This is a genomic window from Azonexus caeni, from assembly GCF_048146105.1.
In the GTDB taxonomy this organism is placed as follows: Bacteria; Pseudomonadota; Gammaproteobacteria; order Burkholderiales; family Rhodocyclaceae; genus Azonexus; species Azonexus aromaticus_B.
Window position 1 is genome coordinate 1 of the sequence record NZ_JBKJAD010000024.1, and the last position, 13,583, is coordinate 13,583.

General features: G+C 64.4%; 11 protein-coding genes, 1 tRNA gene and 1 pseudogene. 6 read left to right on the forward strand and 7 right to left on the reverse strand.

Going from position 1 to position 13,583, the window contains the following annotated elements; genetic code table 11:
• Positions 1-265 precede the first annotated feature (265 nt).
• Positions 266-640 carry a transposase gene (locus tag ACLIIZ_RS17780; RefSeq protein ID WP_416694282.1) on the forward strand — a complete coding sequence of 125 codons (375 nt, stop codon included), beginning with the start codon at positions 266-268 and terminating at the stop codon, positions 638-640.
• A gap of 11 nt (positions 641-651) precedes the next feature.
• Positions 652-1,498, forward strand: a pseudogene (gene tnpC / locus ACLIIZ_RS17785) (IS66 family transposase); the annotation flags it as partial.
• A gap of 108 nt (positions 1,499-1,606) precedes the next feature.
• Here the strand turns inward: tnpC and ACLIIZ_RS17790 are convergent.
• Both ACLIIZ_RS17790 and ACLIIZ_RS17795 read right to left on the reverse strand, forming a co-directional pair.
• Positions 1,607-2,365, reverse strand: a complete 759-nt coding sequence (locus ACLIIZ_RS17790) for a tRNA threonylcarbamoyladenosine dehydratase (protein ID WP_416694284.1) — start codon at positions 2,363-2,365, stop codon at positions 1,607-1,609.
• Positions 2,365-3,468 (reverse strand): HD domain-containing phosphohydrolase, encoded by a 1,104-nt coding sequence (locus ACLIIZ_RS17795; RefSeq protein ID WP_416694286.1) that lies wholly within the window; start codon positions 3,466-3,468, stop codon positions 2,365-2,367. Before ACLIIZ_RS17795 ends, ACLIIZ_RS17790 begins: the two co-directional genes overlap by 1 nt.
• 143 nt (positions 3,469-3,611) lie before the next feature.
• On the opposite strand from ACLIIZ_RS17795, the gene ispB reads away from it, so the two are divergent.
• Positions 3,612-4,580 carry an octaprenyl diphosphate synthase gene (gene ispB / locus ACLIIZ_RS17800; protein WP_416694288.1) on the forward strand — a complete coding sequence of 323 codons (969 nt, stop codon included), beginning with the start codon at positions 3,612-3,614 and terminating at the stop codon, positions 4,578-4,580.
• 16 nt (positions 4,581-4,596) lie between these two features.
• Positions 4,597-4,673: transfer RNA gene (locus ACLIIZ_RS17805), tRNA-Pro, on the forward strand.
• 133 nt (positions 4,674-4,806) lie between these two features.
• On the opposite strand, the gene ACLIIZ_RS17810 is transcribed toward ACLIIZ_RS17805, so the two are convergent.
• The 5 genes from ACLIIZ_RS17810 to ACLIIZ_RS17830 all read right to left on the reverse strand — a co-directional run bounded on the left by ACLIIZ_RS17810 (position 4,807) and on the right by ACLIIZ_RS17830 (position 11,433).
• Positions 4,807-5,787 carry a LysR family transcriptional regulator gene (locus ACLIIZ_RS17810; RefSeq protein ID WP_416694290.1) on the reverse strand — a complete coding sequence of 327 codons (981 nt, stop codon included), beginning with the start codon at positions 5,785-5,787 and terminating at the stop codon, positions 4,807-4,809.
• Between the two features lie 66 nt (positions 5,788-5,853).
• Positions 5,854-8,145, reverse strand: coding sequence for a nitric oxide reductase activation protein NorD (locus ACLIIZ_RS17815; protein ID WP_416694292.1), 2,292 nt, complete (start codon positions 8,143-8,145; stop codon positions 5,854-5,856).
• Positions 8,146-8,150: 5 nt separating this feature from the next.
• Positions 8,151-8,954, reverse strand: coding sequence for a CbbQ/NirQ/NorQ/GpvN family protein (locus ACLIIZ_RS17820; protein ID WP_416694294.1), 804 nt, complete (start codon positions 8,952-8,954; stop codon positions 8,151-8,153).
• A 59-nt stretch (positions 8,955-9,013) separates the two neighbouring features.
• Positions 9,014-10,393, reverse strand: coding sequence for a ribulose-bisphosphate carboxylase (locus ACLIIZ_RS17825; RefSeq protein ID WP_416694296.1), 1,380 nt, complete (start codon positions 10,391-10,393; stop codon positions 9,014-9,016).
• A gap of 332 nt (positions 10,394-10,725) precedes the next feature.
• The gene (locus ACLIIZ_RS17830; RefSeq protein ID WP_416694298.1) at positions 10,726-11,433 is read right to left on the reverse strand and encodes an HAD family hydrolase; all 708 of its coding nucleotides are present in this window, start codon (positions 11,431-11,433) and stop codon (positions 10,726-10,728) included.
• 178 nt (positions 11,434-11,611) lie between these two features.
• Here ACLIIZ_RS17830 and ACLIIZ_RS17835 point away from each other — a divergent pair, with 178 nt between their 5' ends.
• Both ACLIIZ_RS17835 and ACLIIZ_RS17840 read left to right on the forward strand, forming a co-directional pair.
• A complete protein-coding gene (locus ACLIIZ_RS17835) occupies positions 11,612-12,673 on the forward strand; it encodes a class 1 fructose-bisphosphatase (RefSeq protein WP_416694300.1) in 1,062 nt (353 codons plus the stop codon).
• Positions 12,674-12,706: 33 nt separating this feature from the next.
• A complete protein-coding gene (locus tag ACLIIZ_RS17840; RefSeq protein WP_416694302.1) occupies positions 12,707-13,579 on the forward strand; it encodes a phosphoribulokinase in 873 nt (290 codons plus the stop codon).
• Positions 13,580-13,583: the final 4 nt, after the last annotated feature.

Below are 13,583 nucleotides of genomic sequence, written 5' to 3' on the forward strand. Positions count from 1 at the left end.
TCCCGAACAGGACCGTGAAACAGAATCGCGCCGATGATAGTGAGCACCTCGCTCGCGAAAGTAGGTCACCGCCAGGCTCCCATTCCAAAAGACCCCCCCTAGTTCTCTAGGCGGGGCCTTTTGCCGTTTACAACGTAAATCAACGGTAAGCGGTAGTAAGCGCTAAGCCCACGGCGAACCGTAAGCCCCCGGCAACCCCACCTACAAATTGCTCCGATAGACCGCGAAGATAGTGTCCCCTTAAAAGCGATGGTGGACACTATCAATGGAAATACAGAAGCCAATTCGCCGGCGGCGGCATCACCCGGAGGCGTTCAAGCATGCGGTGGTGGAAGCCTGCTGCGAGCCAGGCGCCGCGGTGGCCGGAATTGCCCTGGCCAACGGCGTCAATGCCAACTTGGTTCGACGCTGGTTGCGGGATCGCGCCATTGAACCACCCCGCCGACGCGTGCCGGTGCCCGTCAAAGAGGTCGCATCGGGGATGGCGCCGGCGTTCGTGCCGTTGCCGCTGGCAGCGGCCGAAGCGCCATCGCGCGATATCCGGATCGAGATCCAGCGAGGCAACACGGCGATCAAGCTCGACTGGCCGGCCCAGGCCGCCGGCGATTGTGCCGCCTGGCTGATCAACTGGCTGCGATGATCCGGGTCGATGCCTTGTGGCTCTCCATACGGATGGGCGTCACCCTGCAACCCCTGGTCGATGCCCTGAAGGCCGAGATGCTGACCTGCCCGGTGCTGCATGCCGACGAAAACCCGGTGGCAATGCTCGACCCCGGCGCCGGCAAGACGCATCGGGCCTATACAGCATCGGCGCCTTCGAGCCGATCAAGGCCGTCATCTACGATTTCGCCGACAGCCGGGCCGGCAAGCATGCCCAGGAATTTCTCGACACCTGGCGCGGCACACTCGTCTGCGACGACTACGCGGGCTACAAGGCCCCGATCGCCGGCGGCGTGACCGAAGCGGGTTGCATGGCGCATGCGCGCCGAAAATTCTTCGACCTGCACGCCAGCAACCAGAGCCAGATTGCCGAACAGGCGCTGGCCTACATCCAGGGGCTCTACCAGGTGGAGCGGGAAGTTGCCGAACGGAGCCCGGACGAACGGCGACGAATCCGTCAGGCGCAGGCCAAACCGATTCTCGATGAATTCCACGATTGGCTGCCCCGGCACTGATTGCAGGTGCCCAACGGATCATCGACGGCCAAGGCGATCGATTACAGCCTCAAACGCTGGACCGCGCTCGTTCATTACGCCGACGACGTCAGGTACCGATCGACAACAACTGGATCGAGAACCGCATCCGCCCGATTGCCACGGGCCGGAAGAACTGGCTATTCGCCGGCAGCCTGCGTGCCGGCAAGCGGGCTGCCGCCATCATGAGCCTGATCCAGTCCGCCAAGCTCAACGACCACGATTCCTTCCTCTATCTGAAGGACGTCCTGTCTCGCCTGCCAACGATGCGGGGCACCACCGCCTGCTTGGACGCCTCCGGATGATGCCGCTGCCGGTGAACTGGCTCCTGTATTGTCCACTATCGTTTCAAGGGGAAACGATCTTCGCGGTCTATCGGAGCACTTTATTGGTCAGTCCCGCCCGGGGCTTACTCAGGTGCTGCCGATCTGGCGGATGGCGTGGCTTGCTGCCGCCATGCCGAAGGCGGAGGTTACACAGACGCTGGATCCGAAACCTGCGCAATTCAATCCGCTGGGCGACGGGCCGTCGCAACTTGGGCGGGTTTCGGGGTAGCGCAGCGCTTCGTCGGAGTAGATCGCGGTAACGCCAAGCTTGCCCTGTCGCGGGAAGCCATGGTGGCGGCGTAGTGCGGAACGGACTTTGGCGAGCAGCGGGTCCTGGACGGTCTGGGCGAGATCGGCAATCCGGACCCTGGTTGGGTCGAGTTGCCCACCTGCGGCGCCCGCCATGATGAGTGCCTGCCCACACTGGCGGCAGTAACTGGCGATGGCGACCTTCACGCGAGCCTGATCAATGGCGTCGATGACGAAATCGAAGCCGTCGCCGAGCAAGCGTCTGACGTTTTCCTCAGTGACAAAATCCTCGATGGTGCGGACCTGACATGCGGGGTTGATGCCGTAGATACGCTCGGCCATGGCGTCAACCTTGGCTTTGCCATAGATGTCGCCAAGCGCATGAATCTGGCGATTGGTGTTCGATTCGGCAACCATGTCGAGGTCGATCAGCGTCAGCCGGCCGATGCCCGTTCTGGCTAGGGCCTCGGCGCACCAGGAGCCGACTCCGCCGATACCGACGACGCAGACGTGCGCCGCTTGCAGGCGGCGATAGGCCGCCTCACCATAAAGTCTGGCAACGCCGGAAAAGCGGCGTTCAACGTCGGGGCTCGTCATCAGCTCTCGATGGTCTTGCGGATCACGGCATTGAAAGGCGCGATCCATTCCGGTGCGAACTGTTTGTCGCAGGCGTTGATTTCGGCGATCGCCCGCAGCACCGAGCGATTTTTGCCTCGATGGATGTGCTTGAGCATGACCGCTTCAAAAGCATCGACGATGGCAAGGATCTTGGCGCCTGGACAGATGCTTTCGCTATTCAAACCTTGCGGATAGCCGGCGCCGCCTGGCATTTCGTGATGCTGGGCGACGATTTCGGCGGCCGTTTCCCAGCCTGCCATGCGTTGCAGCAGGCCGGCGGCGTAGCCAGGGTGGTTGCGCAACTGCGCCTTGTCACTCTCGCTCAGCTTGCCGACCTTGAGCCAGTTTTCTTCGGGGAGCAGCATCATGCCGATATCGTGCATGTAGACCGCAGCCTCCAGTTGCAAAGGGTCGATCGGATTGCCCGCGGTCCGGTTGGTTTCCAGCGCCAGTCGCAGCACCCGCATCGTTCTTCCCTTGAACAGCGGGGAGCGGCTCTCGAACTGGGTAGCCAGCGAACGGAAGAAATGCAGGTCGTTGCTGACATTGGCGTGTTCGGACTTGGGAATCGCGGTCTTCGGCGACTTGCCGCTCATGCTGCTGATCACCGGCGGAAAACCGGTAACCGCTTCGATCAGTTCGGCGCAATCCGCGTCGACACGCTCGCCGCTGGCGCGAGAAATTTTCTCCAGTCCCTGCACCAGATCCAGCAGGCGCAAACTTTCCAGCGGCTTGCGGTTGAGTACGGCATCGGTCGCCAGTTCCAGGCGGTCGATCGCCAGTAATATGGTTTCGGCGAGCAAGTCAGAGAAGCCGATTTCTCCCTCGCGGAAACGCGACATCATCGATTCGATCGGATGAGCGATGGCGATGCCCAAATCGAACTTGCACAGAGCCGCATCGCCCTTGATGTTGTGGATGGCGCGGAAGAGATCGGCGGTGATTTCGCGGTCGCCTTGCGACTTTTTCAGGCGGGCGACGTCGCGCTCGACTTCGGGCGCCCGGTCGGTGAGCGCATCGGCGAATTCTTCCAGCGCTTCACGGTCGTGAACCGTCGGCGAGATTACTGCGCGAATATCCATTTCCGGGCTCCCTGTGCCAACACCAATCGATCCGAGGAGTTTAGCAAACCCCCGTCCGGATAGGGAGAAGACGCCGCCGATTGACCTTGACTGCCCAGTGGTGGCCCCCTAAGATTTCGGGCTTCGCCTCGAGATAACGCATCGTGACCCTGGAACAGCTTTATGCCCTGATCGGGCCCGACATGAAAGCCGTCGACGCGGTGATTCGAGAGCGCCTCTACTCCGACGTCGTACTGGTTCGCCAAGTCGCCGAATACATCATCAACAGTGGCGGCAAGCGCATGCGCCCGGCACTGGTGCTGCTGACTGCCGGGGCGATGGGATATCAAGGCACGCACCACCATGAACTGGCGGCCGTTGTCGAGTTCATCCACACGGCGACGCTGCTGCATGACGATGTGGTCGACGAATCCGAACTGCGACGCGGTCGGCAAACCGCCAATGCTGCCTTTGGCAACGCAGCCAGCGTTCTGGTCGGAGACTTCCTCTATTCGCGTGCTTTCCAGATGATGGTGGCAGTCGACAACATGCGCGTCATGCAGGTCCTTTCCGACGCCACCAACATCATCGCCGAGGGCGAAGTGTTGCAGTTGATGAACTGCCACGACGCCGACGTCGATGAAGAGCGCTACATGCAGGTCATCCACTACAAGACGGCCAAGCTGTTCGAAGCCGCCGCTCGCCTCGGCGGTATCATCGGCGATGCGGAGCCCGTCGTCGAGGCAGCCCTGGCGTCTTACGGCATGCATCTGGGGACGGCTTTCCAACTGGTGGACGACGTGCTCGACTATTCCGGCCAGGAAGCGGATACCGGCAAACATCTCGGTGACGACCTGGCTGAAGGCAAGCCGACTTTGCCGCTGATCCACGCGATGCAGCACGGCACCCCGGAACACGCCGCCTGTGTTCGCAAGGCGATCGAGGAAGGTGGACGCGATGCGTTCCCGGAAGTGCTCCAGGCTATCCAGCAGAGTGGGGCTTTGGAACACACCCGGGCCCGGGCGGCAAAGGAAGCGGAGCAGGCCAGAGCAGCAATTTCGCTGCTGGGGGATTCTCTTTATAAAAAAGCTCTGCTAGAATTGACCTTCTTAGCTGTTGAGCGAAATCACTAGGTTTCGCAAAGCACATCGGAGTGTAGCTCAGCCTGGTAGAGCACTGCGTTCGGGACGCAGGGGTCGCATGTTCGAATCATGTCACTCCGACCAAAGAATCTACGAAAAGCCTTGATTTATCAAGGCTTTTTTCGTTTCTGTCGGTGCGTTGAGCAAAGTGCCGTCTTTGTGCTCCGATATCGCTCCAAAGAAACCCGTTACCGCTCGGGACTCCGTCGTCTCCGGTTTATCCCTTGCCGCCGACGTCATACGGGCAGGGCTGGCGTTCCAGATTCAGCAGGTGATGGTCGAATTCCTGGATCAGGGCCGGTGCCGTTTCATCGAGCAGGAAAGCGCGGAATTTGGCGGCGGCCGGCATCAGGCGCTTGGCGCTCATGTTGACCACGTACCAGGTGCGTTCGATCGGTGTGCCTACGACGTCGAGCAGGCACAGGGCGTGGGTCTTGAGTTCCAGCGGCAAGGTGTGCAGCGACAGCAGGCTGACGCCCATGCCGGCCATCACCGCCTGCTTGATGGTTTCGTTACTGCCCATGCTGATCGTCCGCGCCGGGGTGAACAGGTGGTTCTTGAACATTTCCTCGGCAACGCGCCGCGAGCCCGAGCCTTCCTCGCGCAGCAGGAAGGTCTCGTGTCGCAGTTCGTGCATCTCGAAGCGGCGGGCGTCGCGCAGCGGATGGTCGGCCGGGGCGATAAGGACGTAGGGGTGGCAGGCCATCGGCTCACCGTGCGCGTCGATTTCCTGCGGAATGCGGCCCATGATCGCCAGGTCGATGGCGTTGTCCTGCAGCTTCTGCAAGAGCGCCTGGCGGTTGCCGACGCTGAACTGGACATCGACGCCGGGGTGTTGGTGGGCGAACTTGGCGAGCAGGCGCGGCATGAAATACTTGGCGGTGCTGACCAGACCGACCGAAATCTGGCCGCTTTCGGCGCCATTCAGCGCCTGCAGGCTGGCTTCGGCGTCCTTGATCTCGCCCAGGATGCGTAGCGCGTGATGGACCAGCAGCTCACCGGCGCCGGTCAGCGCGACGCCGCGGCCCATGCGTTCGAACAGCGGCAGGCCGACGTTGTCTTCGAGCTGCTTGAGTTGCATCGACACGGCCGGCGGCGTCAGGTGCAGTTCCTCGGCGGCGCGGGCGTAGCTCAGGTGGCGGGCGGCGACGACGAAGATCTGCAGTTGGCGCAGGGTCAGGTTGCGAACGAAGTTCATGTTTTTCTGAACTGGAGCGATGAAAAATTCGGAATCGCTTAACTCTAGGCGTCGCATCGGCCAGCGTCAACGGGTCAGGTTGAGGTAGATCAGCGGCAATTGCTCGGGCAACTGCTCGATCCGGTCGAGCACCCGCCAGCGCTGGCCGAAGATTTTCCCGACGTAGGCGTCGGCCTTGGGGTCGAGGCTCAGGCAGAAGCAGTCGATGCCGCTGGCGGCCAGTTCGGAGACCGCCTGGCGCGTATCGGCGAGCAGGTAGTCGGGGTCGCTGACGTCGATGTCGGCCGGCTCGCCGTCGGTCAGGACGAGCAGCAGGCGTTTCTCGCTGCGCCGGGCGGCGAGCAGGCGGCCGCCGTGGCGCAGGGCGGCGCCCATGCGCGTCGACCAGCCGGCCTCGACGGCGGCCAGCCGCGCTTTGACCGTGTCGTCCCAGGCCTCCGAGAAGCCCTTGAGGTGGTGGTAGCGGACCTCGTGCCGGGTGTTCGAGTGGAAACCGGCGATGGCGCAGGCGTCGCCAAGCTGGTCGATGGCCCAGGCGAGCAGGGCGACCGCCTCGCGCGCGGTGTCGAGCACGCGCTGCCCGCTGCCCGGCAGTGTGGCGTTGAGCGATTGCGAGAGGTCGAGCAGCAGGAGCACGCTGATGTCGCGGCCAGCGGTGCGCTGGCTGATTTCGATCCGGGCTTCGGGCAGGCGCCCGCTCTGCCAGTCGACGAGGGCGTCGATGGCGACGTCGAGGTCGAGTTCGCTGCCGTTTTCGCGGTAGCGCTCGCGCACCCTGGCCTGCGGCTTGACCAGGTCGAGCAGGCGCTTGAGGCGGCGGGCGAGTAGCGCGTGGCGGGCAAGCAGCGCATCGATGTCGGCGGCGCGCCCGGCCGGGTGCAGGGCTTCGTAGACCGCCGTCCAGTCCGGCCGGTAGCTCTGGCTGGCGGCGTCCCATTCCGGGTAGTGGCGGGGTGGCAGGCCGCTCGTTTCGGGGGCGGCGCTGCGCGGCGGCGGGGTGAAGGATTCCTCCTCGTCGCCGGCTTCGATGAAGGTCCACAGATGGCGGTTGTCGTCGCGGTAATCGACCTCGGTGTCGGCGAAATGCACCTGGGCGAACTGGTCGCTGGGCAGCCGGCTGCGGGTGGCGTAGGCGAGCGCCAGTTCTGCCATCGCCCGGGTCGAGGCTTTGCTTTCCGCCAACTGGGCGGCGAAACGGGCGGTGAACTCGCCGATCAGTGGGTCCGGGTCACGGTAATCGCGGTCGATGCAGGCGCGCGACAGGCGCGTCAGGCGGTGGCGCAAAGTATTCTCGCGGGCCGGGTCGCAGGCGTCGGCGGCTGGTATCGGATGGAGCGCCAGCAGAATCCGGCGCAGGCCCGGATAGCTGTGGACGATCAACGCGTCGATGCGGGCATCCTCGAAAGCCTCGACGCTCAGGCGTTGCAGCGGGCTCCAGTTGTCGGCGACGAGCGGCGTGCTCCAGCGGTGGTGGCCGCTCAGGTGCGCGAGCATCGCCCGGTAGCGGTCGCTGCCGGAGACACCGGCGCTCGCTTCAAGGACGTCCGGCAGGCGCATGCCGTCGGCGGCCAGGTAGGGCTGCAGGCGTGCCTCGACGAAGGCGGTCGAGTACGGAACGAGCAGGCTGTCGTCCTGCCACAGACCCTGCTGGCTGAGAACGAGGCGGCGCTCGACGTCGGCGAACAGGGTGCCGGCGCGCTGTTGCTGGAGCAGGGCGCGGCTTTCCGGCGAGCGCAGCGCGAAATACTCGCGCAGGCGCTCCGGGTGCTCGCCGCTCAGACGAATGCCGTCTTCCAGCCAGCGCCGGACGCCGGCCAGCGGGACCAGGGCGAGGAGCTGCGGTGCGACGCGCAGGAATTCGGGCAGCGCCGGGCTCGCCTGGGTGACCTGGCGGCCGTGGATCGAGCCCGAGGTGCGCGCCGCCAGATCGCGCGCCAGGCGCAGGTAATGTTCGAGGGCGGGTGCGCTGCGCAGGCGTTCGGCGACGCCGCCCAGGGTTTGCAGCAGCGGCGTCAGGGCCAGGCCGTTGGGCGATTTCTGCAGCTCGCCGATGGTCTCGATGAGCAGCGGCAAAGCCTCGTCCTGGGGGATCGTCGCCACCACGCGCGGCCAGCCTTCGAGAAAGGCGAGCGGCGGTTCGGCGCCCCGGCCCAGCTTGCCGAGCCGGCGGGCGGTTTCAAGAAAGGCAGGGAGTTCGGCGTCGGTGAGCGCTTGCTTCGATGCCGCGTAACAGTCGTCGAAGACGTCGGCGACACTGGCAAAACCACAGTCGAGCGTGGCCCAGGCTGCCTGCGCTTCAGGGTTGGCCATCAGCCGCTGGCGGGCGTCGGCCACTTGGCGGATGCCGGGGACGGCCATGGCGATCAACCGAAAATCGCGCCGATGGCGTGGTCGAGACTGTCGATGATGTCCGGGTCGTCGGTGATCGGGCGCACCATCGCCATCCGGCAGGCGTCGGCCGGCGCGGTGCCCTGGCCGATCAGCCTGGCCGCATAGACGATCAGGCGGGTCGAGATGCCTTCGTCGAGGCCGTGCCCCTTCAGCCGCCGGCCGACCTGGGCGAGTTCGACGAGACGCCCGGCGAGGTCGGCGGCAATGCCGCTCTCGCTGCAGACGATGGCGGTTTCCAGCGTGCTGTCCGGGTAGTCGAACTGGAAGGCGGCAAAGCGCTGCTTGGTCGATTGCTTGAGGTCCTTCATCAGGCTCTGGTAGCCCGGGTTGTAGGAAATCACCAACTGGAAGTCGGGATGTGCCGCCACCAGCTCGCCCTTCTTGTCGAGCGGCAGCGTGCGCCGGTGATCGGTCAGAGGGTGGATGACGACCAGCGTGTCCTGGCGCGCCTCGACGATCTCGTCGAGGTAGCAGATGGCGCCGAGGCGCGCCGCCAGCGTCAGCGGGCCGTCCTGCCAGCGGGTGCCGCCGGCGTCGAGCAGGAAGCGGCCGACCAGGTCGGCGGCCGTCATGTCCTCGTTGCAGGCCACCGTGATCAACGGCTTGCCCAGCTTCCAGGCCATGTGTTCGACGAAGCGCGACTTGCCGCAGCCGGTCGGCCCTTTCAGCATGACCGGCAGGCGCGCGGCGTAGGCCGCTTCGTACAGTTCGATTTCCTTGTCTTGCGGCTGGTAGAAGGGTTCCTGGCGAACCCGGAAGTCGTCGGCGGTGGGCATGGCGGGCTTCCTTTGCGGCTGGGGTGAAAAAACCCCGCCAAAGCGGGGTTGGTGAATGCTTACTTATGGACGCCGAGCTTTTCCCGCCAGCCGGGATAGATCTTGTCGGCATCGTTCGGGAAGGAGACGAAGGCGCGGGCGAATTCCGGGTGTTCCTTCGCCCATTCGATCGGGTCGGCCTTGGCCTTCCAGCATTCGTAGGCCTGGCGCAGCGACTTGGCGCCGGCGGCCGGACTGTCGATGTGGCCGTAGGAACCGCCGCCCGCCGTGTTGATCACGTTGCCGTGGCCGAGATTCTCGAAGAAGCCAGGCAGGCGCAGGGCGTTCATGCCGCCGGAGATGATCGGCGTCGTCGGCTTCATGCCGTACCACTCTTGGTGGTAGGCCGGGCCGCTGTAGCTGTCGCGCTCGATGATGTAGGCGATGGCGCGGTCGTCCTTGTCGCCTTCCATCTTGCCGTAGCCCATGGTGCCGACGTGGATGCCGGAAGCGCCCTGCAGGCGGCTCATCTTGGCCAGCACGTAGGCGGTGTAGCCGCGCTTGCTCTGCGGGCTGGTGACGGCGCCGTGGCCGGCGCGGTGGTAATGCAGGTACTGGCCCGGGAAATAGCGGCGGGCGGTGGTGACCATGCCCGGGCCGCCGACGTAACCGTCGACCAGGAAGGCGACCTTGTCGGCGTCCGGGCCGAAGGTTTCGAGGATGTACTCGCCGCGCGCGATCATTTCGCCGTGGTAGTCGGCGGTGATGTTGGCGGAGAAGATCTTGGCCTCGCCGGTTTCGTCCATCGCCCGCTTCATCGCGTCGTACACCAGGGGCATGACCTTCTTCATCGGCGCGAAGACCTGGTTGCCCTGCGGTTCGTCGTTCTTGATGAAGTCGCCGCCGAGCCAGAACTGGTAGGCGGCGGCGGCGAACGGTTCGGGGCGCAGGCCGAGCTTGGGCTTGATGATGGTGCCGGCGATGTAGCCGCCATCGACGACCGGCCGGCCGAGGATGCGCCAGAGGTCGGAAATATCCTTGGCCGGGCCGTCCAACAGCTCGATGGCGCGGCGCGGCACGTAGAAGTCGTACATCTTGGCGTACTCGATGTCGCCCATGCCCTGGTTGTTGCCGATGGTCAGCGTCAGGAAGGAGACGATCATCATCCGGCCATCGACCACGTTGCGGTCGAAGAGGTCGAGCGGATAGGCGATGCGCATCTCTTCGCCGGCTTCGTCGATGTGATAGACCAGCGCGTCGACGCCCTTGGTGAATTCGTCGGTGGTGCACACCTCGACGTTGGTGCCGGTCGACGACTCGGCAGCGAAGTGCGCGGCAGCCTCCAGGTAACCGTAACCGGCCTTCGGCTTCATCTTGTAGGCGCAGAGGATGTGGCGGCCGCCGGCGATCAGGTCGTCTTCCCTGAGGCTGAGGTCGGCGTAGCGGTTCGATTGGTCCATCGTCTTGTCTCCGTGTGTGGTTGTGCGGTTTGCTGCGGCGATGGAGCGAATATTAGGAAGGGCGAAAGATAAATAACAGTCACGTATTTTTACCGGGGTGTTCAGCAAAAATTTACGATCCGTGCGGTGAATCCCGGGAACTTTCCGGCGTGACGGGAAACAAAACCGCTCCGATCAAATTACCTACTGCGGGGTATCACATGGACCAACTGTCCCTCGTCGGTGTCGGCTTTGCCGTCGCCATCTTCGGCCTGGCCTGCTTCATGGCTTTGAAGCTGGCCTCGAAGAAGGCGTATCACTGATCTGCCGGCGCCGGGATTTCCCGGCGTTTTTCATGGTGCAGGGGGAAACAGGTCCTTCGGGGCGATGCCTTCCAGGCTGTCGACCACCCGCCAGGCAGCGCTGAAGTCCTGGTCGCGCGAATATTCGCCACGGCAGACCAGACAGCGCAGGCCGGCAGTGCGCGCCGCGTCCAGGCCGTTGGCCGAATCCTCGATGGCGAGACAGGCGGCGGCCGGCAGGCCCAGGCGCTCGCGCACCCAGTCGTAGATGTCGGGCGCCGGCTTCTTGGCCGGCACGACGTCGCCAGCGCCGATCACCTCGAACCAGCCGGCAGCGTCCGGCGCCAGACTGGCACGCAACAGCGCGTCCACATTCTCCGGTGCGGTCGTCGTCGCGATCGCCAGCCGCCAGCCGGCGGCCCGCGCCGCACCGATCAGCTCGGCGACGCCGGGGCGCAACGGAATGGCGCCGGCGGCGACGCTGCGCACATAGTGCGCGGTCTTCGCCCGATGCAGTTGCTGCACCAGTTCCCCGAAATCCGCCGCGGCCGCCCGCCGCGGATCGTAACGTCCGGCGAAATGCCGGATCCGTTCCTTGCCGCCGGTGACTGCCAGCAGTTCGCCATAGAGACGGGCGTCCCAGACCCAGGGTAGACCGAATTCGGCAAAGGCGGCGTTGAACGCCGGCAGGTGGCCGTCACGCTCGGTTTCGGCGAGCGTGCCATCGACATCGAAGATCAGGGCGGGTTCGGTTTGCATGCTCGCCAAGATAGTGCGGCGGCCGCGCGATCGCCAGTCAGGAATCCTGAACCCAGGGCTCAGACTTGTTTAATCAGCAATGATTTATGAATAAATTAAAAAATACTGACTAGGCCTTAATTCACAAGTAACTTATCTTGAGCTCCAACACGGTAACAAACCAATGACTGGAGACATCATGCTATTCGGACGCACCACGCTGTCGAAGTTCGTCATCGAGCACACCCGCGGCCAGCACAGCGACATGGGCGCCCTGCTGATCGACGTCGCGGCGGCGGTCAAGGGTATCTCGGCGCTGGTCGGCAAGGGAGCGCTGTCCGGGTTCTCCGGATCGGCGGCAACGACCAACGTGCAGGGCGAAGAGCAGAAGAAGATCGACGTCCTGGCCAACGAGGCCATCCTGCGCCACTGCGAATGGGGCGGCCAGCTCGCCGGCATGGCGTCGGAGGAGATGGACGAACCCTGTCCGATTCCCGAAAGCTATCCGCGCGGTCGCTACCTGCTGGTCTTCGACCCGCTCGACGGCTCGTCGAACAGCGACGTCAACGTCTCGGTCGGTACCATCTTCTCGATCCTGCAGCGGCCGCAGGCCGGCGACGCGACGCTGGCCGACTTCCTGCGCCCGGGCGCCGAACAGGTGGCTGCCGGCTACGCCATCTACGGCCCGGCGACCATGCTGGTGCTGAGCGTCCGCACCGGCACGCATGCCTTCACGCTGGACCGCGAGAGCGGCAACTTCATCCTCACCCATCCCGACATCCGCGTGCCGGAGGCCACCCGCGAGTTCGCCATCAATACCTCGAACGAGCGTTTCTGGGAGCCGCCGGTGCAGCGCTACGTCGCCGAGTGCAAGGCAGGGAAGACCGGCGTGCGGGGTGCCGATTTCAACATGCGCTGGATCGCCTCGATGGTTGCCGAAGTGCATCGCATCCTGATGCGCGGCGGCATCTTCATGTATCCCAAGGACAGCAAGGATCCGTCGAAGCCCGGGCGCTTGCGCCTGCTCTACGAAGCCAACCCGATGGCGATGCTGATCGAGCAGGCCGGCGGCGCCGCCAGCACCGGCCGCGAGCGCATTCTCGACGTCGCGCCGGAAGCGCTGCACCAGCGCGTGCCGGTGATCCTCGGCTCGCGCGAGGAAGTCGAACGGCTCGAACGTTACCACCAGGAGTTCGACGCCGGCACCGACCGTCCCTACGCCTCGCCGCTGTTCGCCGAACGTTCGCTGTTCCGCGATTAGCCCACCGTCTTCCTCATTCCCGGAGTTCCCGCCATGTCCGTCAAACATCCGATCATCGCCATCACCGGCTCGTCCGGCGCCGGCACCAGCACGGTGATGCAGAGTTTCCAGCACATCTTCCGGCGCGAGAAGATCAACGCCCAGATCGTCGAGGGCGATTCCTTCCATCGCTACGACCGGCTGTCGATGCGCGCCGAAATGAAGGCGCAGGGGGAGCAGGGCAACGTCAATTTCAGCCACTTCGGCCCGGAAGCCAACCTGCTCGAAGAACTGCAGGACCTCTTCGTGAGCTACGGCAAAAACGGTAGCGGCAAGGTGCGCAAGTACCTGCACGACGCCGCCGAGGCCGCGCCCTGGCAGCAGGAGCCCGGCACCTTCACGCCCTGGCAGGACATCCCGGCCGCTACCGACCTGATGTTCTACGAAGGCCTGCACGGCGCCTGGAGTGGCGACGGCATCGACATCGCCGCCCAGGTGGATCTCTGCGTCGGCGTCGTGCCGATCATCAACCTGGAGTGGATCCAGAAACTGCACCGCGACCAGAAGATGCGCGGCTACTCGCAGGAAGCGGTGGTCGACACCATCCTGCGCCGGATGCCCGACTACGTGAACCACATCTGCTCGCAATTCGGCCGCACCCACGTCAATTTCCAGCGCGTGCCGATCGTCGATACCTCCAACCCCTTCATCGCTCGCGACATCCCGTCGGCCGACGAGAGCATGGTGGTGATCCGCTTCGCCAACCCGAAAGGGATCGATTTCCAGTACCTGATCAACATGCTGCACGGCTCGATGATGACCCGCCCGAACACGCTGGTCGTGCCCGGCGGCAAGATGGGGCTGGCGATGCAGATGATCTTCACGCCGATGGTCCTGCGCCTGATGGATCAGAAGCGCCGCGCCTGAGACG